The 20,118-nt window shown below is 65.6% G+C and carries 17 protein-coding genes; 6 read left to right on the top strand and 11 right to left on the bottom strand.

Annotated features, from left to right (window positions below; translation table 11 throughout):
• The coding region (locus PVW49_RS10965; RefSeq protein ID WP_274590542.1) for an NAD(P)(+) transhydrogenase (Re/Si-specific) subunit beta at nucleotides 1–1,303 on the top strand (1,303 nt) is incomplete at its 5' end.
• A gap of 487 nt (nucleotides 1,304–1,790) precedes the next feature.
• The gene (locus PVW49_RS10960) at nucleotides 1,791–3,080 is read left to right on the top strand and encodes a DUF3422 family protein (protein ID WP_074837198.1); all 1,290 of its coding nucleotides are present in this window, start codon (nucleotides 1,791–1,793) and stop codon (nucleotides 3,078–3,080) included.
• On the opposite strand, the gene PVW49_RS10955 is transcribed toward PVW49_RS10960, so the two are convergent.
• The 4 genes from PVW49_RS10955 to PVW49_RS10940 all read right to left on the bottom strand — a co-directional run bounded on the left by PVW49_RS10955 (nucleotide 3,007) and on the right by PVW49_RS10940 (nucleotide 8,066).
• A complete protein-coding gene (locus PVW49_RS10955; protein WP_274562548.1) occupies nucleotides 3,007–4,089 on the bottom strand; it encodes a YeeE/YedE family protein in 1,083 nt (360 codons plus the stop codon). The genes PVW49_RS10960 and PVW49_RS10955 overlap by 74 nt on opposite strands.
• A gap of 209 nt (nucleotides 4,090–4,298) precedes the next feature.
• Nucleotides 4,299–5,249, bottom strand: a complete 951-nt coding sequence (locus PVW49_RS10950) for an ABC transporter permease (protein WP_274562546.1) — start codon at nucleotides 5,247–5,249, stop codon at nucleotides 4,299–4,301.
• Nucleotides 5,242–6,279, bottom strand: coding sequence for an ABC transporter permease (locus PVW49_RS10945; RefSeq protein WP_048532331.1), 1,038 nt, complete (start codon nucleotides 6,277–6,279; stop codon nucleotides 5,242–5,244). The genes PVW49_RS10950 and PVW49_RS10945 overlap by 8 nt, the downstream gene beginning before the upstream one ends.
• A gap of 89 nt (nucleotides 6,280–6,368) precedes the next feature.
• Complete coding sequence (locus PVW49_RS10940; protein ID WP_274590541.1) at nucleotides 6,369–8,066, bottom strand: peptide ABC transporter substrate-binding protein; 1,698 nt, start codon at nucleotides 8,064–8,066, stop codon at nucleotides 6,369–6,371.
• Between the two features lie 249 nt (nucleotides 8,067–8,315).
• Between PVW49_RS10940 and PVW49_RS10935 the strand changes: the two genes are divergently transcribed.
• Both PVW49_RS10935 and PVW49_RS10930 read left to right on the top strand, forming a co-directional pair.
• Nucleotides 8,316–10,136, top strand: coding sequence for an ABC transporter ATP-binding protein (locus PVW49_RS10935; RefSeq protein ID WP_274590540.1), 1,821 nt, complete (start codon nucleotides 8,316–8,318; stop codon nucleotides 10,134–10,136).
• 52 nt (nucleotides 10,137–10,188) lie between these two features.
• Nucleotides 10,189–11,352, top strand: coding sequence for a M20 aminoacylase family protein (locus PVW49_RS10930; RefSeq protein ID WP_074837290.1), 1,164 nt, complete (start codon nucleotides 10,189–10,191; stop codon nucleotides 11,350–11,352).
• Between the two features lie 84 nt (nucleotides 11,353–11,436).
• Here PVW49_RS10930 and rsgA read toward each other — a convergent pair whose 3' ends face one another.
• Both rsgA and PVW49_RS10920 read right to left on the bottom strand, forming a co-directional pair.
• Complete coding sequence (gene rsgA / locus PVW49_RS10925; protein ID WP_274590539.1) at nucleotides 11,437–12,456, bottom strand: ribosome small subunit-dependent GTPase A; 1,020 nt, start codon at nucleotides 12,454–12,456, stop codon at nucleotides 11,437–11,439.
• Between the two features lie 224 nt (nucleotides 12,457–12,680).
• The gene (locus tag PVW49_RS10920) at nucleotides 12,681–12,986 is read right to left on the bottom strand and encodes a DUF2934 domain-containing protein (protein WP_274562537.1); all 306 of its coding nucleotides are present in this window, start codon (nucleotides 12,984–12,986) and stop codon (nucleotides 12,681–12,683) included.
• A 183-nt stretch (nucleotides 12,987–13,169) separates the two neighbouring features.
• Here PVW49_RS10920 and PVW49_RS10915 point away from each other — a divergent pair, with 183 nt between their 5' ends.
• The gene (locus PVW49_RS10915; RefSeq protein ID WP_074837204.1) at nucleotides 13,170–13,949 is read left to right on the top strand and encodes a glycosyl transferase; all 780 of its coding nucleotides are present in this window, start codon (nucleotides 13,170–13,172) and stop codon (nucleotides 13,947–13,949) included.
• Nucleotides 13,950–14,105: 156 nt separating this feature from the next.
• Here PVW49_RS10915 and moaA read toward each other — a convergent pair whose 3' ends face one another.
• A complete protein-coding gene (moaA, locus tag PVW49_RS10910; RefSeq protein WP_274590538.1) occupies nucleotides 14,106–15,113 on the bottom strand; it encodes a GTP 3',8-cyclase MoaA in 1,008 nt (335 codons plus the stop codon).
• A gap of 82 nt (nucleotides 15,114–15,195) precedes the next feature.
• On the opposite strand from moaA, the gene PVW49_RS10905 reads away from it, so the two are divergent.
• Nucleotides 15,196–15,687: a hypothetical protein gene (locus tag PVW49_RS10905; protein WP_274590537.1), complete on the top strand. Its 492-nt coding sequence runs from the start codon at nucleotides 15,196–15,198 to the stop codon at nucleotides 15,685–15,687.
• Here PVW49_RS10905 and PVW49_RS10900 read toward each other — a convergent pair.
• The 4 genes from PVW49_RS10900 to glmU are packed head-to-tail and all read right to left on the bottom strand — an operon-like array spanning nucleotide 15,677 to nucleotide 20,083.
• Complete coding sequence (locus PVW49_RS10900) at nucleotides 15,677–16,357, bottom strand: DNA alkylation repair protein (protein ID WP_274590536.1); 681 nt, start codon at nucleotides 16,355–16,357, stop codon at nucleotides 15,677–15,679. The two genes, PVW49_RS10905 and PVW49_RS10900, sit on opposite strands and share 11 nt — an antisense overlap.
• Nucleotides 16,354–16,905 carry a pyridoxamine 5'-phosphate oxidase family protein gene (locus PVW49_RS10895; protein WP_074837207.1) on the bottom strand — a complete coding sequence of 184 codons (552 nt, stop codon included), beginning with the start codon at nucleotides 16,903–16,905 and terminating at the stop codon, nucleotides 16,354–16,356. Before PVW49_RS10895 ends, PVW49_RS10900 begins: the two co-directional genes overlap by 4 nt.
• Nucleotides 16,905–18,728, bottom strand: a complete 1,824-nt coding sequence (glmS, locus tag PVW49_RS10890; protein ID WP_274590535.1) for a glutamine--fructose-6-phosphate transaminase (isomerizing) — start codon at nucleotides 18,726–18,728, stop codon at nucleotides 16,905–16,907. The genes PVW49_RS10895 and glmS overlap by 1 nt, the downstream gene beginning before the upstream one ends.
• Nucleotides 18,728–20,083, bottom strand: a complete 1,356-nt coding sequence (glmU, locus tag PVW49_RS10885) for a bifunctional UDP-N-acetylglucosamine diphosphorylase/glucosamine-1-phosphate N-acetyltransferase GlmU (protein ID WP_274590534.1) — start codon at nucleotides 20,081–20,083, stop codon at nucleotides 18,728–18,730. Before glmU ends, glmS begins: the two co-directional genes overlap by 1 nt.
• Nucleotides 20,084–20,118: the final 35 nt, after the last annotated feature.

The raw sequence follows: 20,118 nt of genomic DNA, 5'->3' as shown, positions 1-20,118 counted from the left end.
GGTCTTTGCCACGCTGGTGGGCCCCGGCTCGGGCCTCTGGCTGCTGTCGCTGATCCTGATCGCCGCCGGCGGCGTGATCGGCGTCTATGTGGCCAAGCGCGTGCAGATGACCGAGATGCCGCAGCTGGTCGCGGCGATGCACTCGCTGGTCGGTCTGGCCGCCGTCTTCGTCGGCTTCAACGCGCATTTCGAGATGGGCCGGGTGCTGGCGATGGAGCCCGAGGCGCGCAAGGCGCTGGAAGGTTTCGCCGCCGTGCTGGCCAAGAAGAACGGCGCCGAGCTGGCGATCCTCAAGGTCGAGCTGTTCCTCGGCATCTTCATCGGGGCGATCACCTTCACCGGGTCGGTCGTGGCCTTCGGCAAGCTGGCCGGCAAGGTCACTTCGGTCGCGACCAAGCTGCCGGGCGGGCATATGCTCAACCTCGCGGCCGCGATCGTCTCGCTGCTCTGCCTGGTGTGGTACTTCAATACCGGTGGCTTCCTGCCGCTCTTCCTGATGACCCTGGCGGCGCTCTTCATCGGCTATCACCTGATCATGGGCATCGGCGGCGCCGACATGCCGGTGGTGGTGTCGATGCTGAACTCCTATTCGGGCTGGGCCGCCGCGGCGATCGGCTTCTCGCTCGGCAACGATCTGCTGATCGTGGTCGGCGCGCTGGTCGGCTCCTCGGGTGCGATCCTGTCCTACATCATGTGCAAGGCGATGAACCGGCATTTCGTCAGCGTCATCCTCGGCGGCTTCGGCGGCCCGGCGGGTGAGCAGATGGCGGTCGAGGGCGAGCAGATCGCCATCGATGCCGAGGGCGTGGCCCAGGCCTTGAACGAGGCCGACAGCGTGATCCTGATCCCCGGCTACGGCATGGCGGTGGCCCAGGCGCAGAACGCGGTCTCGGACCTGGTGCGGAAGCTGCGCGGCCAGGGCAAGAACGTGCGTTTCGCCATCCACCCGGTGGCGGGCCGTCTGCCCGGCCACATGAACGTGCTGCTGGCCGAGGCCAAGGTGCCGTATGACATCGTGATGGAGATGGACGAGATCAACGAGGACTTCCCGGAGACCGACGTTGCCATCGTCATCGGCTCGAACGACATCGTGAACCCGGCCGCCCAGGACGACCCCAACAGCCCGATCGCCGGCATGCCGGTTCTGGAATGCTGGAAGGCCAAGCAGGTCTTTGTCTGCAAACGGGGCCAGGGCACCGGCTATTCCGGCATCGAGAACCCGCTGTTCTTCAAGGACAACACGCGGATGTTCTACGGCGACGCGCGCGAAAGCCTCGACAAGCTTCTCGGGCTGGTCGACTGACAGCCGGCGGTGGGTTGAACACCCGCCCAACGAACATCAACAAGCCTTCCCGGAGATATCCGGGGAGGCTTTTTCTTTGCGGCAGGCCGCAGATTTCGGGTTACGTATATACTTTGTCTATAGTATGAATATATACAGCGCGGCGCAGACCGCGTGTGACCTCAATCAAAAAGGAGCCTGTCATGGCGAGCAAAGCAAAGATCAAAGACCTGAAAAAAGAAGTGGCCGCCCGCAAGAAGAAAGTCGCGCGGCAGGAAGCCAAGCTGAAAAAAGCCAAGAAAGCGCTGAAAAAGGCCGCGTGATCCGGCCTTTTGAAGACGATCTCCGGGGCGGCGCGGCGATGCGGCGCCCCGTTTGCGTTCGGGCGCCGGGGGCAGCGCGATCGGTATGCCGTTGTATTCACGTAACATATTGAAACTGCGACAATATCTTTCTTTACCTTGCGGGAAGAGCGGTTAAGTTGCACCAAAACAACGGGGCCGCTGCCATGCCGGAATTCACCGATCATCCCTTGCGCTACCAGCTGTCGAACGAGCTGCACGCACGGCCGTTTCCGACCGCACATGCGCCGGGGCGGGCGGTCTATCTTGTTGTCAGGAAAGAAAATCACGCCGCCTCTCGCGACAAGAGCGAAGACCTAGCGCATCTCATAGACCTGCTGGACCGCTACGGCGCGGCGCATCCCCAGCCCGGGGCGACTCATCATTCGGCGCAGATCGGCAAGCACAATCTCAAATGGGAGAGCCACACCGAGGTGGTGACCTATTCGGTGTTCATGGACGGTCTGGGCGAGCGGCCCTTCGACCCGGCGGATTTCGACGTCTTTCCCAAGGACTGGCTGGCCAGCGCGCCGGGCCAGCGGGTGACATCGGCGCTGGTCAGGGTCGAGACGCCACCGGAGGAGGAGCGGCTGTCGCATGCCTTGCAGGAATGGTTCGTGCCGGAAAGCCTGGCGGTCAGCCATGTGCTGGAAGGAGCGGCGATCGTGGCGGGGGATTTCCGCATCGATCCGGCCGGGCATGTGCGGTTTGCGGTATTTCCCGGTGAGGGCACGGGCGCCAGCCGGGTCGGCCGAATCCTGCAACGGATCTGCGAGATCGAGCTTTACAAATCCTTGTCGATGTTGGGCTTTGCCCGCTCACGCGAATTGGGCCCGGTCCTGGGGGCGCTGGATGACCGGCTGTCGGACCTGATGAACCGGATGACGGACGAGACCGTTCCGGCCGATGAGACGCTGCAAGCGCTGCTGGCGATTTCGGCCGAGCTCGAGGCGCAGTCGGCGACCTCGTCCTTCCGGTTCGGGGCCACGGGGGCCTATGAGGCCATCGTGCTGCAACGGATCGAGATGCTGCGGGAAAGCCATTTCAATGGCCGGCAGAGCTGGCATGAATTCATGATCCGGCGGTATGACCCGGCGATGCGCACCGTGAAATCGACCGAGCGGCGGCTGGCCAATATGGCAGAGCGGGCAATGCGGGCCAGCGAACTCCTGCGCACGCGGATCGAGGTCGAGCGCTCGGCACAGAACCAGTCGCAGCTCGAGGCGATGAACAAGCGGGCGGAATTGCAGCTGCGCCTGCAAGAAACGGTCGAAGGTCTGTCGGTGGTGGCGATCAGCTATTACGCCGTGTCGCTGGCCGGCTACCTCGCCTATCCCTTTGGCAAGAGCCTCGGGATAAGCAAGGAATGGGTGCTGGCCGGGCTTACTCTGCCGGTTGTGCTGCTTGTCGCTTGGGCGCTGCACCGGATGAGGAGTCGCCTCGGCGCCCAGCATTGAGCGCCGCATTGGTGGCCAGGGCGCCGACGACGATGGAACCCAGCGCCAGGAGCGCGGCAAGCGACAGCGTCGGTACACCGGCGAGGCCGGCGCCGACGGTGCAGCCGCCGGCCAGAACGCCGCCAATCCCCATCAGCGTGGCGCCGGACAGGTAGCGGCCGGTTTCGCGCGGCGAGACAAAGCTCTGCCAGCGGAAGCTGCGAAAGACCAGCGCGGCCAGCAGCGCGCCGCCGAGGACACCGCCGAAGAAGCCGACGCCAAAACCCGGCGCGATGGCGGTGCTGGCAACGGTCCAGAACAGGGTTTCGGTGGCGGGGGCGGTGAAGGACAGGCTTTCCATCGCGATCGGATCGAAATCGTCGTAGAGCAGGAAGCCGGTGCCGACCCAGGCGGCGGGCACCAGCAGGCCCAAAAGGCCGGCCATGACGAGATGCGAGGCGCGGCTGCCCGAGCGTACTGCAACGCCCAGCGCCAGCGCCGCGATGAGGCCGGTCCAGACAAGCGCGCCGCCGGGCAGGGCGGCCAGCGAGATATTCTCGCCCAGCGGCAGGGTGACGCTGGCAAGGGCGGTGCGGGCCGGGGCCAGAACGCCCTTGAGCGTGGCATGCGCCACCACGGCAAAGACCAGGATCACGGTCAGCGCCCGCAGGTTGCCGCCGGCGCCCAGCACCGTCAGTCGGGAGATGCAGCCCCGGGTCAGCACCATGCCGGCACCGAACATCGCGCCGCCGAGCGCAATGGCGAGCCAGGCGAGATCGGCGGTCATGAAGCGGTGGTCGTCAAAGCTGATCACACCGGCGGCCACGGCGGCCTGGGTGCCGAGCAGGGCGGTGGCCAGCGCCATGAGCCAGACGCCGGCGGCCTGCTTGCGGTCTTCGCCCACCAGAGCGCGGCGGAAACAGAATTTGGTGCGTTCGGCCAGAATGCCGAAGAGCGCGCCAAGGATCAGCGCCAGCACAAGGCTGGCCTGTTTGACGGTGGTGTCCTCAAAGCCGAATTGCTCGAACATGGGGCAGACTCCCTTTGGCAGATCCGGGTGCACATGCGCATAAATCCCGCCGCGATCAAGGGGGCAGGCCGGGGATCTGGCCGGCTTTCACGGAACATTCGCCTTGTCGCCCGGGCTTTGGGCGGAATGGCGTTCCGGCGGGCTCCGTCGGGTCGAAATCGCCGCCAGCCGCGCGCCGGTCGGGCCGAACAGGTGATCTTATTTTCGCCTCACCGCCCCCGGATCCGCGGGTCGAGCGCATCGCGCAGCCCGTCGCCGAGGTAGTTGACCGAGAGCACGGTAAGCGAGATCAGGATGCCCGGCCAGATCGGCCGCTCGGGGTAGCTCGAGAGCCGCACCACGCCGTCGTTGAGCAGCCGGCCCCAGGTGGGGAAATCCGGCGGAAATCCGAAGCCGAGAAAGGAGAGCGCAGATTCCGTGATGATCGCCGTGGCGATGCCCAGCGTCGCCGAGACCAGGATCGGCGAGAGGATGTTGGGCAGCATGTGGCGGGTGATCAGCCGCGTGTCGGTGGTGCCGATCGAGCGGGCGGCGAGGACGAATTCGCGCTCTTTCAGCGCCAGCACGTCGCCCCGCACGATCCGCGCGGTCTGCATCCAGGAGGTCAGGCCGATCAACGTGACGATCAGGATGAACACCCCGCCTTCGGGCCCGAAACGCGCCGCCAGCGCCTCGCGAAAGAGCAGCGAGGCGACGAGGATGAGCGGCAGCAGCGGCAGCGCCAGGAACAGATCGGTGAGCCGCATCAACGGCCCGTCTAGGCGGCGGAAAAACCCGGCGAGAATGCCGATGAAGGTGCCCAGAAGCACCGAAAGCACCATGGCGGTCAGACCCACCGCAATCGAGACCCGGCCACCGAACATCAGCCGGGCGAGTGTGTCGCGGCCGAGGTTGTCGGTGCCCAGAGGATGCGCCCAGCTCACCTTGGCGCCGCCATCCCAGAGCGCCACATAGATCGGCCGGGTGTCGCGCAGATCGAGAAAGTCGCGGCCGCGCGGCAGAAACTGCGGATCGACCGTCCAGACCAGCGGGCCGAGATAGACCGCCCCGACGAGGAAGACAAAGACGAAAGCGCCGAACATCGCGCCGCGATGGTGCCGGAACTGGTGCCAGACGTCGGCCCATTGGCTGCGCGGCGGGGCAAGCGGGGTGTCAGTCATAGCGGATCCTCGGGTCGAGCATGCCATAGGCGAGGTCGGCGATCAGGTTGAAGAGCACGATCAGCACCGCAAAGACAAAGGTCAGCGTCTGTACCATCGGCAGGTCATTGGCCTCGATGGCGGTGATCAGCAACTGGCCGATGCCGTTCACCTTGAACACCTGCTCGGTGATGATGGCGCCGCCAAAGATATTGGGCACGCCAAGCGCGATCACCGTGACCACCGGGATCATCGAGTTCCTGAGCACATGCACCAGCACCACATTTGGTTCGCCCAGCCCCTTGGCGCGGGCGGTGCGCACGTAATCCTGGCCCAGGTTGTCGAGCATCGAGGCACGCATGAAACGGCTGAGCTGCGCGGTGATCTGCAAGGTCAGCACCATCACCGGCAGGATCATCTGGTTGATCTGGCGCAGAAAGCTGTCCCAGTCGGTCACCTGCAAGGTGGTGTCGTAGATCGAGGGGAACCAGCCGAGCTGGACCGAGAAGATCACGATAACCAGAACGCCGGAAAAGAATGGCGGGATCGAAAAGCCGATCATCGACACGAAGGTGCCGGCCTGGTCGAACCAGGAATATTGCCGATAGGCGGAATAGATGCCGATCGGCACGGCGATGACGATGGCCAGCAGATAGGCGGTGCCCACCACCCAGAGCGTCTGCGGCAGGCGCTGGACAACGATGTCCATCACCGGTGACCGGGTCTGCCAGGAGATCACTCGCAGCTCGCCCTGGTAGAGCGCGGTATCGGGCAACCAGCCAAGCAGCAGGCTGTCGGCGGTGAGCCAGTCGATCAGCACCTTGGGCTCGGTCCAGAACATCGCCACCAGCCATTTCCAGAACTGGAGCGGCAGCGCCTCGCCGATGCCAAGCGCCTCGCGCATCTTCTGTTTGACCTCGGGCGGGATCGTCAGCGGCACCTGGGCCATCGGATCGTTCGGCGCGAGGTTGAGCAGCAGAAAGATCACCAGCGCGATGAAAAGCAGCGTCGGTACCGAAAGCACCAACCGTCTGATGGCAAAAGTCAGCATGTCATGGAAGATCCGTGTCAGCGCGCAGGCGCTTGTCGTCGATACCGCCAGGCGCGGTCATCCGCCTGGCGGTCAGGTTTCGGCGCCGATCAATCCACGCGGCGCCAGTCGTGGATGTTCCAGAGCTCGCTGTCCCAGGCGTTCATCACCACCCCTTCGAGCGTGTTGGACTGTGCCGAGACGCGGCCACGGTGCACCAGCGGGATCATCATGCCATCTTCGATCGCCATGTCGTTGAGCCTGCGGCCGATGGCGCCGCGCGCCTCGTTGCCGACCGCGGTCTTGAGCTCTTCGAACAGGGCGTCAAATTCCGGGTTGCAATAGCGCGAGATGTTTTCCCCCTGCCATTGCTTTTCCGGGGTCGGCGCCTTGTCGCAGAGACCGTTGCCGAAATAGCCTTGGGGGTCGGTGCCGCCGAAGGTGTTGGAATACATCTGCACGTCGGCATAGAACTTCTGGAAGGTGTCGGGGCTGCCGGCATCGCCGCCGAAATAGACGCTGGCATTGATGTTGCGCAGCTCGGTCTCGATGCCGATGTCGGCCCACATCATCTTGACCAGCTCCTGGGTGTCCTGGCGCACCGCATTGGTCGAGGTCTGGTACAGCACCTTGAGCGGCACGCCGTCCTTTTCGCGGATGCCGTCGCCGTCGGTATCGACGATGCCGGCGTCATCCAGCAGCTTGTTGGCGCCTTCGAGATCCTGTTCGTCGCAATCGAAGGTGTCGGAATTGTGCCACTCCGGCGCCGGCACCCAGTTGCAGGTGACCTTGCCGGCCGGGCCATAGCCCACTTCGACCAGCAGCGGCCGGTCGATCGCCATCGACATCGCCTTGTAGATCGCCGGATCCTGCAAGAAGGGATGCGGCTTGATGATCGAGCGTTCGTCGGGCCCGAGGCTCGGGTCGGGATTGCTGTGGTTGAGCACCAGCCGTTCGACCGTCGGGCCGAATTCCGAGATGAACCGGCCCTTGCCGCTGGCTTCCATGCTTTTGATGATGTCGGGGGCCAGTTGCTGGTTCCAGGCGTAGTCGAATTCGCCGGTCTCCATCACCGCCCGCGCCGCCGAAGCAGCGTCGCCGCCGCCCTTGAGCGTCACCTTGCCGAAATGCGGCTTGCCTTCCAGCCGGAACCGGTCATTGGCGGAATAGATGATCACGTCGTTCGGCTTGAACTCGTCCACCACGAAGGGGCCGGTGCCGATCGGGTTGAAATTGGCCTCGGTACAGGTCGAGGCGGTGGCGCCGAGACAGTCGGCGAATTGCGCTGCCTGCAAAACCGGGCTCTCGAGACCGACAAAGGCCACATGCGGATTTGGGGTGGGGGCGTCGAAGGTGATGACGACGGTCTGCGCGTCGGGCGCCTCGACCGAAGTGATGCCGTCGAACTTGGTCTGATGCGCACAGCCGCCTTCGGGATGGGTGCAATAATCGTAGGTGAACTTGACGTCGGCCGAGGTCAGCGGCGTGCCGTCGGACCATGTGACGCCGGGAGAGAGCTTCCAGGTGATCTGGGTCAGATCCTCGCGCACCCCGCCATTTTCGACGGTTGGGATCTCGTCGACCAGCCAGGGGGTCAGAACGCCGCGCTCGTCAAATCGCGCCAGCGGCTCGAGCACCAGCCCGGCGGCTTCGGAATCCTTGCGCCCACCCGATAGAAACGGATTCAGCGTCGAAGGCGCTTGCCAGTAGAGCAGCCGGAGCTCGCCGTCGCTGCCCCGTTCGGCTTGCGCGCTTGCGGCCATGGCAATGCTCGCCGTCGCCCCGAGCAAAAGGGTTCTTGCCGTCATGTCGATCTCCTTGCTGACTCTGCGCCGCACGGTGTCGCGGCCGGGATGACGCAGCATCGGGTTGTGAGTGGTGCGAGCAGAATTACGCGTATAGGCGGTATTTTGCCAGCCTTTCACAGGCACACATCGAAACAGAAGCTGAAAGATATGCAAGCGTTGTCATTCTGCCATGGGGGCTGTCGGTTTGACACCGCTTTGACCCGCGCCTAGCTTGCCCGCCAATTCAGCACCCACGGGGACATTCGCCAGATGCTCGATCAGCCGATTGCCAGGATCGACCGCCTGCGCGTCACCTTTCAGACCCGCGACGGTCCGGTTTCCGGGGTCGCCGATCTGTCGTTCGACATAAATCCCGGCGAAACGGTCTGCGTTGTCGGCGAATCCGGCTCCGGAAAATCGGTCTCGTCGCTGTCTCTGATGCGGCTGGTGGAGTTCGGCGGCGGCGAGATCGCCGGCGGCCGGCTGCTGTTCGACCGGCGCGAGGGCGGCGAAACCGATCTGACGCAGAGCACGCAGGAGGCGATGCGCGGCATTCGCGGCAATGAAATCGGCATGATCTTTCAAGAGCCGATGACCGCGCTCAACCCGGTGTTCACCGTCGGCCGGCAATTGACCGAGGGGCTGCGCCTGCACCGGGGGATGAGCCGGCGTCAGGCGCGCGCGCGGGCGCTCGATTTGTTGCGCCAGGTGCGGATGCCCGAGCCCGAGCGGCGGCTGCGGCAATATCCGCACGAGCTGTCCGGCGGCATGCGCCAGCGGGTGGTGATCGCCATGGCGCTGGCCTGCGCGCCGCGTCTGCTGATCGCGGATGAGCCGACCACCGCGCTCGACGTCACAATCCAGGCCGAGATCCTGGCGCTGATCGACCGGTTGAAGCGCGAGACCGGCACCGCGGTGATGTTCATCACCCATGACATGGCCGTGGTGGCGCAGATGGCCGACCGGGTGGTTGTCATGCACCAGGGCCACAAGGTCGAGGAGGGGCCGGTCGAGCGCCTCTTCGAGGAGCCGCAACACGCTTATACGCGGGCGCTCTTGGCGGCGGTGCCGCGGCTGGGCGAGATGCGCGGCAAGCCGGCGCCGGAGCCGATGCGGCTCCTGGGCGCCGACGATCAGCGGATCGCGCCGATCCCGGGCAGCACGACGCCGCTGCTGCGTGTGCGCAACCTGACCACGCGCTTTGCCGTCCGGGGCGGGCTGTTCCGACGTACGGTGGCGCAGGTGCATGCGGTCGAGGATGTGTCGTTCACGCTCAATCGCGGGCGCACCCTCAGCCTTGTCGGCGAATCGGGCTGCGGCAAATCCACCGCCGGCCGTTCGATCCTGCGGCTGGTCGAACCGCAGGCGGGCCAGGTGCATCTGGACGAGACCGATGTCACGGCGCTGGCCCCGGCAGAATTGCGCCGCGCGCGGCGCGACATGCAGATGATCTTTCAGGATCCCTTTGCCTCGCTCAATCCGCAGATGCGGCTGTTCGACCAGGTGAGCGAGCCGCTACGAAATTTCAACATTGCCTCGGGCAGCGCGTTGACCGATCGGGTTGCCGCGCTGTTCGACCGGGTCCACCTGCCGCGCAGCTTCCTGCGGCGCTACCCGCATGAACTGTCGGGCGGCCAGCGCCAGCGTGTGGCGATCGCCCGGGCGCTGGCCCTGAACCCCAAGCTGATCATCGCCGACGAGGCGGTCTCGGCGCTGGATGTCTCGGTGCAGGCGCAGGTGCTCAACCTGATGATGGAGTTGCAGGCCGATCTCGGCCTGTCCTTCCTCTTCATCAGCCACGACATGGCGGTTGTCGAACGGGTGAGCCATGATGTCGCCGTCATGTACCTGGGCCGCATCGTCGAGATCGGGCCGCGCGCGGCGGTCTTCGAAAATCCGCAGCACCCCTACACAAAGGCGCTGATCAAGGCGGTGCCGGTCGCCGATCCGCAGCGCCGGAAAGGCGAAAAAGACCTGAATTTCAAGCCCATCCCCTCGCCAATTCATCCTGTGGGCCATGTGCCCGAGCCTTCGGTGTATGCGCAGGCCGGCACCGATCACTTTGTTCTGACGACCGCATCGGGATATTGACGCGCGGCGCGGAAAGGCGCACCTCAGAGGCAAGCAGACAAGGAGAGTGATGATGCCCGTGAAGAACCGTTTTGCCGAGCTCCAGGAGGAGATCACCGAATGGCGCCGGGATCTGCACGCGCACCCCGAGATCCTGTTTGACACCCATCGCACCGCCGCGCTGGTGGCGGACAAGCTGCGCGACTTCGGCTGTGACGAGGTGATGACCGGCATCGGCCGCACCGGCGTGGTCGGCGTGATCAAGGGCAAGGCCAATGGCTCGGGCAAGGTGATCGGGCTGCGCGCCGACATGGACGCGCTGCCGATCCACGAGCAGACCGGGCTCGACTATGCCTCCAAGACTGATGGCGCGATGCACGCCTGCGGCCATGACGGCCATACCGCGATGCTGCTGGGCGCCACCAAATACCTGAGCGAGACCCGCAATTTCGATGGCACCGTGGTGGTGATCTTCCAACCCGCCGAAGAGGGCGGCGGCGGCGGCAAGGAAATGTGCGACGAAGGGCTGATGACGCGCTGGGGCATCCAGGAAGTCTATGGCATGCACAACTGGCCGGGCCAGCCGCTGGGCTCTTTCGCCATCCGGCCAGGCGCCTTCTTTGCCGCGACCGACCAGTTCGACATCACCTTCGAAGGCAAGGGCGGCCATGCCGCCAAACCGCATGAGACGGTCGACAGCACGGTGATGGCGGCGCAGGCGGTGCTGGCGCTGCAAACCATCGCGTCGCGCAATGCCGATCCGGTAGATCAGGTCGTCGTCTCGGTGACCTCGTTCCAGACCTCGTCGAATGCCTTCAACGTCATTCCGCAAAAGGTCGATCTGCGCGGCACCGTGCGCACCATGTCCGCCGAGATGCGCGATCTTGCCGAGACCCGGATTGCCGCGATCTGCGACGGCATCGCCGCGACCTTTGGCGGCACGGTGGATGTGCGCTATCACCGCGGCTATCCCTGCATGGTCAACCACGAGGAACAGACCGATTTCGCCGCCGAGGTCGCCCGCAAGGTGGCCGGCGATTGCGCCACCGCGCCGCTGATCATGGGCGGCGAGGATTTCGCCTATATGCTCGAAGAGCGCCCCGGCGCCTATATCCTCGTCGGCAATGGCGACACCGCGGCGGTGCACCACCCGGAATACAACTTCAACGACGCCGCGATCCCGGCGGGCTGCTCCTGGTGGGCCGAGATCGTCGAGACCCGGATGCCGGCGGCATAGCCGCAACGCGCCCCGGACGTGATCCGGGGCGCCGCGGTTCCTTGCGGGGCGAGGTCCCGGATCGGGGTCCGGGACGCGGGCAGGTCAACGTTCGACGTCGCGCTTGCGTCGCCCTTCGGCCTTGGCTTCCTTGATCACCCGGGAAAAGCTCCGCCCACGGGCCCGCGACTGCGCCAGGGTTTCCGAGTTGTGGCGATCCTCGCGCAAGAGCTTCTGCCAACGCGCCACCCGGTCGGGCGCCACCGCGCCGCTGGCCACCGCCGCCTTGATTGCACAGCCGGGCTCGCTGTCATGGCCGCAATCGCTGAACCGGCAATCGGCGGCCAACTCCTCGAGATCGTCGAACACCGCGCCAATGCCCTCGGCGGCATCGGTGAGCTGCAACTCGCGCATGCCCGGGGTGTCGATCAGCCAGCCGCCGGCCCGCGTCGGCCGCAGCGCCCGAAAGGTCGTGGTATGGCGGCCGCGGGCGTCGTCTTCGCGGATCTCGCGGGTCTCGGCGCTTTCTCCGGTCAGCGCATTGCGCAGCGTGGTCTTGCCGACACCGGACGAGCCGATCAGCGCCAGGGTCTGCGCCCTGGAACACCAGGGCGTGAGCCGCGCGGCATCCTCCGGGTCCTTGGCGTTGAGCGCCAGCGCGGTCACCAGCGGCGAGAGCTTTTCGGCTTGCCGCAGGAAGGGACGGGCGTCCTCGGTCTTGTCGGCCTTGGTGAGGATCACCAGCGGCAGACAGCCGGCGGAGGAGACCAGCGCCAGATAGCGCTCGAGCCGGGGCACCGAGAAATCGTCGTTGCAGCTGGTGACGATGCCGATGGTGTCGATATTGGCGGCAATGCGCTGCGCGGCGACGCCCGGCCCGGCGGCGCGGCGGCTGAGATCGGACACCGGCGTCAAGCGGCGCACCGCCGAGGTGCCGTCGGTCAGCACCCAGTCGCCCACCGCATAGGCGCCGCTGGCTTCGCGCGGGTGCAGGTTGAAAGAGCCTTCGGGCGTGACAACGACCAGCCGGTCGCGATGGATTTCGGCCACGCGGGCAGGCGAAAAGACGGCGTCGGCCGCGGTGAGCTGACGTGCGAATTGCTCTGACCATCCGAGGTCAGACAAGGTTTTATCGTTCAAGGGATTTGTCCTGTTTCAGGGGGATCACATGCTCGGTGTCCAAGCATAATTCCGAACCGGGCGCCGTCAGACGGCGGCCCGCAGGGTGCTGACATTCTCCATGAAGCCCTCCTGCGCTGAAACAATGGCTGCGGGCACCTTAATCCGCCGGATGCGGCGGATCAAGCGAATTGGCGGGCGGCCGCAGCAAGCCACCCGCCCATCGAGGCTCAGACCTTGGGTTTGGCAGGGGCCTTGGGTTTGGCGGTCTTGGGCGCCGTTTTGGCCGCCGCTTTGGCGGCCGGCTTGGCGGCGGATTTGGCCTTGGCAGTTGTCTTGCCAGCGGCTTTCTTCGGCGATGCGGCCTTTCGGGCGGTGGCGCGGCGCGCCTTGGGCGCGGCAATGGCCGCGTTCAGCGTCTGTTCGGCGCGCAGCCAGAATTCCTGATCGCGGCCCTGCGGCTGGCCTTCTTCGAGCCACAGGTAAAACGCGGCTTCGGCAATGGCAGTGGTGTCGGCGGTGTGACCCTCGGACATGATGTCCCCTCGCTCATGGGTTAGGTTAGCGCTAACATGGATAGCGATTTTTCTGCACCTGCACAATTCCCCGGACCTGTGCAGAAATGTCACGCCCCGGCTGGTGTGGCAAAAAAATCCGCGCTAAGCGGGGAGGGCAGAAAAAAGGAGCCAAGGGTGACGCAAGCTCAGACCGCGAACATCATGTGCATCAAATGGGGCACGCTTTTCGGCCCGGAGTACGTCAACCGGCTCTATTCCGGGGTGCGGCGCAACCTGGACCACCCGGTGCGGTTTTTCTGCATGACCGAAGAGCGCGCCGGGCTGCACCCGGACATCGAGCTGCTCGACCTGCCGGTCGAACCCTTTGCCGAGCCGATGAATGCCGCCCTTGCCGTCGCCAACCGGCAGGGGGCGATGCGCAAGGTCTCTTTGTTCCGCCCCGGGCTGGTGCCGGATCTCGACGGGCCGGTGCTGGGGTTCGATCTCGACGTGGTGATCACCGGCGACCTGACGCCGATCTGGAAGATGTCGCCGGGCAAGATCGCCATGCGCCACGACTGGACAGAAGCCCGCAAGGGCCGGCCCACCGGTCATGGATCGGTGTTTCGCTTCGATCCCGGCCGGCATGGGTTCCTGTATGAAGATCTGGCCGCAAACCCTTACGAAGAAGTCGAAAAGGCCCGTGGATCCGAACAGCGTTACACGTCGCACAAGGCGATGGATGAGGGCGTCTTCGACTATATTCCCGGCGATTGGGTGGTGAGTTACAAATACGATTGCAACCCGTTCCCGCGCAATTACCTTGCCGCCCCGCGCCTGCCAGACGAGGCGCGCGTCGTCTGTTTCCACGGGCGCCCGAAAATGCCGGATGCGCTCGAGGGGTACACCGGCTCTTTCATCCGCTACTCCAAGCCCTGCGACTGGCTGAAAGACCACTGGATCGATCGCGCCCACGACGATCTCGGGCCGGAGTGGGCCTGATCCGGTGACCCTGGCCGGGGACACCGCGCCCAACTGGCGTCAAACAGGGCATGAAACGAGGTGCAGGCGTATTTGGGAAAGAGAAGAAAGACCTGCTGCTTCTTCTCTTTGACAAATACGCTGCGCGCCGGCCGCCCCGGGCGCGCCGCCGGCGGATCAGCCGCCGGTGTGGCTCATGTGGCGCGAGACCTGACCATCGGCGCGCTGGCGGGAATAATCGAAATCATGGCCCTTGGGCTTGTGCGCGATGGCGTCGCGGATTGCGGCCTCGAGCGGCGCGTCATCCTCGGGATGATTGCGCAGCGCGGCGCGCAGGTCGGCATTGTCTTCCTGGCCGAGGCACATGAACAGCTCGCCGGTGCAGGTCAGGCGCACGCGGTTGCAGCTTTCGCAGAAATTATGGGTCAGCGGCGTGATGAAGCCGAGTTTCTGGCCGGTCTCCTCGAGCCGCACGTAACGCGCCGGGCCGCCGGTGCGCTCGGGCAGGTCGGTGAGTCGGTATTCCTGTCGCAGCTGGTCGCGCAGGTCGTCGAGCGACCAATATTGGCCGACCCGGTCCTCGTTGCCGAGATCGCCCATCGGCATCACCTCGATGAAGGTCAGGTCGATGTCGCGCGCGGCGCACCAGCGGGTGAGCGTGAAGAGCTCGTTTTCGTTGAAGCCCTTGAGCGCGACGGTGTTGATCTTGACCCGGAGCCCGGCCTTTTGCGCCGCGTCGATGCCGCGCAGCACCTGGGGCAGGCGGCCCCAGCGGGTGACGCGAGCGAATTTCTCCTCGTCCAGCGTGTCGAGCGAGACATTGACCCGGCGCACGCCGGCGGCAAAAAGCTGATCGGCGAAGCGTTCGAGCTGGCTGCCATTGGTGGTCAGGGTCAATTCCTGGAGCGCGCCACTGTCGAGATGGCGGGTCATCGCCTGGAAAAACGTCATGATGTCGCGACGCACCAGAGGTTCGCCGCCGGTGATGCGCAGCTTTTCCACCCCGAGGCCGATGAAGGTCGAGCACATCCGATCCAGTTCCTCCAGCGTCAGCAGCTCTTTCTTGGGCAGAAAGGTCATGTTTTCGGCCATGCAATAGACACAGCGGAAATCGCAGCGGTCGGTGACCGAGACCCGAAGGTAGGAGATCGGGCGGAGAAAGGGATCGATGAGCTTTGGAGTCATGTGATGAACGTAAGGTTGCCGAAACGAGCCGACAAGGGGAATGTGGCGTTGACGGCCGAGACCATTGGCGTAACCTGCCGCCATGATGTACCGGTTTTTCCTCGGCGCCACGGCGCTGGTTGTGCTGGCAGGTTGTGCCGAGTTGAGCGCCCCGTTCCAGCAACGAGAACGGCAGGCGGATGCGCCTGCCGGGGTTTCCGACACCGACGGTGCGCCGGAAACGGCCGCCGCGCCGCCGGCCGATGCGGCGTCGGAAGCGGCTTTTGACACCACGTCGGCCGAAGAGCGCGCCAGGGCCGCTGCGGCGCCCTCCGAGGCCGGCGCGCAATCGCTTGGCACCACCGTCGCCTCGCTGGGCGATCCGACGCGCTCCGGCTTCTGGCTCGAGACACCGCTGGTGGATGCGCCGGCGCAGGGCCGGGTGGAGTACCCGGAGACCGGAAAATTGGCGCAGGTCGAGCTGATCCCGATCGACGGGGCGGCGACCGCCGGTAGCCGGATTTCGCTGCCGGCGATGCGCCTGCTCGGAGCGCCGCTGACCGGGCTGGTCACGCTCCGGGTGTTCAGGAACTGAGGTATTTGCCGGCCTCGCGGCGGGCAAAGGGCTTCAGCCGCGCGCCATGCTTCGCCAGGAACGCCCGGGTCAGCTCGGGGGCATGTTTCGACAGGTCGCGCAGCCACCAGGCCACGGATTTCTGGATGAACCAGGCGGGATCGTCGACGTAGCCCGCTGCCCAGCCGAGGACACGGTGCCGCTCGGCCTCCTGCGCCGGCTTCGGGTGGCGCAGCTTGGCCCAGGGCAGGGTGATGACAAGCGCCGCGCGCCGGGTCCACAGGTGATCCGAGGCGGTCCAGGTCTCGACCTGGTCGAGCCGCGACGGATCGGCGCTCAGCCGGCGCTGCCCGGCCATGCAGGCATGATCGGCAATCGCCCAGGCGTCGAAATCGGGAACCCAGGTGCAGATCAGCGCCCAGACGGCGTCATTCGGGCGGAGGCGCGCCTGGGTGAGCAGCTTGGCGGCGGCGATCCGGGCCTCGTGGATGTCGGTCTGCCAGAGGGCCTCGGCCAGAGCCAGCCGTTCGGGCAGCGACAGCGCCTGCCGCCAGCTCTTGGTCAGGTCGTTGAGCACCGGGTTCGGTACGCCGAGATAGCGCCGCGCCGCCTTGTGATAGGCGGCGGCGCCTGCGGCGCGGCCGGCGTCGCTTCGGGCCTCGAGCGCCGCGAGCGCGTCGTCGAGGGTCATGTCAGGTTGGCGTCGATGCCGGTGGGCAGGCCGTCGATCGTCTCGCGGTTGCGGCTGGCCCAATAGTCGCGGATCCCCTCGGCGCCCCGGTCCTCGCCCCAGCGGGTGAGGGTGTCGCGTTCGCCGGTGAAATCCATGAAGGGGATGGAATAGCCGCAGGAGGTCTGCACCATGTCGATGCTCAGGTCATAGATCTGGCGCGCGCCGAGCCGGTCGCCGAACCGGGCGATCATGTCGTCCCAGTCGGCGGCATCGCGGTGCAGGGTGCGGGCGCGGCCATAGGTGCGCAGGATCTGCGGGCGCTTGTCGAAAGAACACCACATCAGCGTCATCCGCGGGTCGCGCGCCAGGTGGCCGGCGGTTTCATTGCCCGATCCGGTCATGTTGAGCCAGACGATCCGATTGGGGCCGAGCACCCGCAGGCTGTCCATGCCCTTGGGCGAGATATTGACCCGGCCCTCGGCCGCCGCCGTGCCGCAGAAGAACATGTGCTGCGCGGCGATGAAATCGCGGTGGGCGTCGCTCAGGGCCTCGAACTGCTTGCCCATTATTCCACCGTCACCGATTTGGCGAGGTTGCGGGGCTGGTCGACGTCGGTGCCCTTGGCGATCGCGGTGTGATAGGCCAGAAGCTGTGCCGGGATGGCATAGAGGATCGGGGTCAGCACCTCGGGCACCGTCGGCAGGGCCAGGCTGTGCCAGACGTCCTCGGCGGCCTCGTCGCGGCCCTGCGCATCGGTGATGAGGATGACCCGGCCGGAGCGGGCGATGACCTCCTGCATGTTCGACACCGTCTTGTCGAAGAGCGAGTCGCGCGGTGCCATGACCACCACCGGCACCGTCGGATCGACCAGCGCGATGGGGCCGTGCTTGAGCTCGCCCGACGCATAAGCTTCGGCGTGGATATAGCTGATTTCCTTGAGCTTCAACGCGGCCTCCAATGCCAGGGGGTACATCAGGCCGCGGCCGAGGAACAGCACGTCGCTGGCATCGGAAAGATCGTGCGCGATGTCGCGCAGCGCGTCGCTCAGGGTCAGGGCGTCGTTGATCTGGCCGGGCAGCGCGCGCAGGGTGGCCAGGTGATCCTGAAGCTGCTCGGTGGTGATCTGGTCCCGGTCGTGGGCCGCTTTGAGCGCCAGCAGGAACAGCACGGTGAGCTGGCAGGTGAAGGCCTTGGTCGAAGCCACGCCGACCTCGACCCCGGCATGGATCGGCAGGGCGGTGTCGCTCTCGCGGGCGATCGAGCTTTCGGGGACATTGACCACCGAGATCACGTGATCGGCCTTGTCGCGAACATAGCGCAGCGCCGCCAGGGTGTCGGCGGTCTCGCCCGACTGGCTGACAAACAGCGCGGCGGTGCGCGGCGTGACCGGCGGTTCGCGGTAGCGGAATTCCGAGGCGATATCGACCTCGACCGGCAGGCGGGCGATGCGTTCGAACCAGTATTTGGCGGTGAAACAGGCGTAAGAGGCGGTGCCGCAGGCCACCATGGTCAGCCGGTCGACCTGCGAGAAATCCGGCAGGGTCTCGGGCCAACTGAGGCCGGTGCCGGCCTCGTCGAGATATTTGGTGATCGCGTTCTGGATCACCGCCGGCTGTTCGGCGATTTCCTTGGCCATGAAGTGTTTGTAACCGGCCTTGTTGACGTTGGTGGCATCCAGCGCCACGGTCTTGGTGGGGCGGTTGGCCAGGCGGCCCTGGTGGTCGCGGATCTCGAGGCTGGTGCGGGTCAGAACGGCGCGGTCGCCTTCCTCGAGGTAGGTGATCTTGTCGGTCAGCGGCGCCAGCGCGATGGCGTCGGAGCCGACGTACATCTCGCCCTCGCCATGGCCGATGGCCAGCGGGCTGCCCTTGCGGGCGGCGACCATCAGGTCTTCTTCGCCGTCAAAGAGAAAGGCCAGGGCAAAGGCGCCTTCGAGCCGGTCGAGCGCGGCATGGGCGGCCTCGACCGGGGACTTGCCCTGGCTCATGTGGTGATGGGTCAGCAGCGCCACGGTCTCGGTGTCGGTGTCGGTCTCGGTGGCGATGCCGGCGGCGGCCAGCTCTTCGCGCAGCGCGCGGAAATTCTCGATGATGCCATTGTGCACCACCGCCACGCGACCGGTGTAATGCGGATGCGCATTGACCTCGGAGGGCGCGCCATGGGTCGCCCAGCGGGTGTGGCCGATGCCTGATTTTCCGGCCAGCGGTTCGTGCACCAGCCGGTCGGAGAGGTTGACCAGCTTGCCGACGGCGCGCCGCCGTTCGAGACGGCCACCGTGCACCGTGGCGATGCCGGCGCTGTCATAGCCGCGATATTCCAGCCGTTTCAGCGCGTCGACAAGGATCGGCGCGGCCTCGTGGTTTCCAAGGTACCCGACAATACCGCACATTATCCCTTGCTCCCCGCCTGACTTGCCTTTTTGGATTTTAACATTTCGAACAATTTTCGGGCCAGTCCAAGTTTGTTGACCTGATCGGCGCGGGAAATCGCCAGCGCGCCCTCGGGCACCTCCTTGGTGATTACCGCACCGCTCGCGGTCATCGCTTCGGCCCCCACCTTGACCGGCGCCACCAGCATGGTGTTCGAGCCGATGAAGGCCCGCGCCCCGATCTCGGTCCGGTGCTTGAAGACCCCGTCGTAATTGCAGGTGATGGTGCCGGCGCCGATGTTGGTCTTTTCGCCGATATGGGCGTCGCCGATATAGGTCAGGTGATTGACCTTGGCGCCTTCGTCCAGCACCGCGTTCTTGATCTCGACGAAATTGCCCACCCGGACATCTTCGGCCAGTTCCGCGCCGGGGCGCAGACGGGCATAGGGGCCGACGACGGCGCCGCGCGACACATGGCATCCCTCGAGATGCGAAAAGGCCCGGATATGGGCGCCGTTCTCGATCGTCACGCCGGGGCCGAAGACGACGTTGGGCTCGATCTCGCAATCCGGGCCGATCCAGGTGTCATGGGCAAACCAGACGGTCTCGGGCGCGGTCATCGTCACGCCCTCGATCAGCGCCTCGGCGCGTTTGCGCGACTGGAACCCGGCCTCGGCAGCGGCCAGGTCGACGCGCGAATTCACGCCCATGGTCTCGGCCTCGTCGCAAGAGACGGCCGTGGCCGAAAGCCCGGCCTCGCGTGCCAGTGCCACGATGTCGGTCAGGTAGTATTCGCCAGAGGCATTGTCGTTGCCGACCCGGTCGAGCAAGGCAAAGAGCGTTTCCGCGCTGGCCGAGATCACGCCGGAATTGCAGAAATCGATGGCCCGTTCGCGCAGGCCGGCATCCTTGAATTCGACGATCTGCATCAGCGCGTCGCCCTCCATCACCAGCCGGCCGTATTTGCCCGGATCTGCGGCGGTAAAGCCCAGCACCACCACATCATGGCTCCTGCGCGCTTCGGCCATGGCCTCGAGCGTTTCGGGACGGATGAAGGGTGTGTCGCCATAAAGCACGATGACATCGCCGCTGAAGCCTTCGAGCGCCGGGCGTGCCTGAAGCACCGCATGGCCGGTGCCCAATTGCTCCGATTGCAGCACGCAGGTCGCCGTTTCGTCGATCTCGCGCGCGGCGGCCTCCACCTGCTCGGCGCCGTGACCGGTGACGATCACCGTGCGTTCGGGTGAGAGGCTGGCGCCGGAGGCCATCGCATGGGCCAGAAGCGGCGCGCCGGCCACCTTGTGAAGGACTTTCGGCAGGTCGGAGCGCATCCTTGTGCCTTTGCCGGCGGCAAGGATGACGAGTGCGATGCTCATAACAGATTCTCTTTGTAATTAGGTCGGTCCCGTTT

This window comes from Marinovum sp. PR37 (assembly GCF_028807375.1).
Taxonomy (GTDB): Bacteria; Pseudomonadota; Alphaproteobacteria; order Rhodobacterales; family Rhodobacteraceae; genus Marinovum; species Marinovum algicola.
Note: the sequence above shows the minus strand (reverse complement) of the source record. Positions and strands in the feature narration are given on the sequence as shown.

What these genes read in the sequence shown, in the direction of transcription:
- PVW49_RS10960 (WP_074837198.1), top strand. Translation starts at nt 1,791, where the DNA reads ATGCCGGAATTCACCGATCATCCCTTGCGCTACCAGCTGTCGAACGAG.
- PVW49_RS10955 (WP_274562548.1), bottom strand. Translation starts at nt 4,089, where the DNA reads ATGTTCGAGCAATTCGGCTTTGAGGACACCACCGTCAAACAGGCCAGC.
- PVW49_RS10950 (WP_274562546.1), bottom strand. Translation starts at nt 5,249, where the DNA reads ATGACTGACACCCCGCTTGCCCCGCCGCGCAGCCAATGGGCCGACGTC.
- PVW49_RS10945 (WP_048532331.1), bottom strand. Translation starts at nt 6,279, where the DNA reads ATGCTGACTTTTGCCATCAGACGGTTGGTGCTTTCGGTACCGACGCTG.
- PVW49_RS10940 (WP_274590541.1), bottom strand. Translation starts at nt 8,066, where the DNA reads ATGACGGCAAGAACCCTTTTGCTCGGGGCGACGGCGAGCATTGCCATG.
- PVW49_RS10935 (WP_274590540.1), top strand. Translation starts at nt 8,316, where the DNA reads ATGCTCGATCAGCCGATTGCCAGGATCGACCGCCTGCGCGTCACCTTT.
- PVW49_RS10930 (WP_074837290.1), top strand. Translation starts at nt 10,189, where the DNA reads ATGCCCGTGAAGAACCGTTTTGCCGAGCTCCAGGAGGAGATCACCGAA.
- PVW49_RS10920 (WP_274562537.1), bottom strand. Translation starts at nt 12,986, where the DNA reads ATGTCCGAGGGTCACACCGCCGACACCACTGCCATTGCCGAAGCCGCG.
- PVW49_RS10915 (WP_074837204.1), top strand. Translation starts at nt 13,170, where the DNA reads ATGTGCATCAAATGGGGCACGCTTTTCGGCCCGGAGTACGTCAACCGG.
- moaA (WP_274590538.1), bottom strand. Translation starts at nt 15,113, where the DNA reads ATGACTCCAAAGCTCATCGATCCCTTTCTCCGCCCGATCTCCTACCTT.
- PVW49_RS10905 (WP_274590537.1), top strand. Translation starts at nt 15,196, where the DNA reads ATGATGTACCGGTTTTTCCTCGGCGCCACGGCGCTGGTTGTGCTGGCA.
- PVW49_RS10900 (WP_274590536.1), bottom strand. Translation starts at nt 16,357, where the DNA reads ATGACCCTCGACGACGCGCTCGCGGCGCTCGAGGCCCGAAGCGACGCC.
- PVW49_RS10895 (WP_074837207.1), bottom strand. Translation starts at nt 16,905, where the DNA reads ATGGGCAAGCAGTTCGAGGCCCTGAGCGACGCCCACCGCGATTTCATC.
- glmS (WP_274590535.1), bottom strand. Translation starts at nt 18,728, where the DNA reads ATGTGCGGTATTGTCGGGTACCTTGGAAACCACGAGGCCGCGCCGATC.
- glmU (WP_274590534.1), bottom strand. Translation starts at nt 20,083, where the DNA reads ATGAGCATCGCACTCGTCATCCTTGCCGCCGGCAAAGGCACAAGGATG.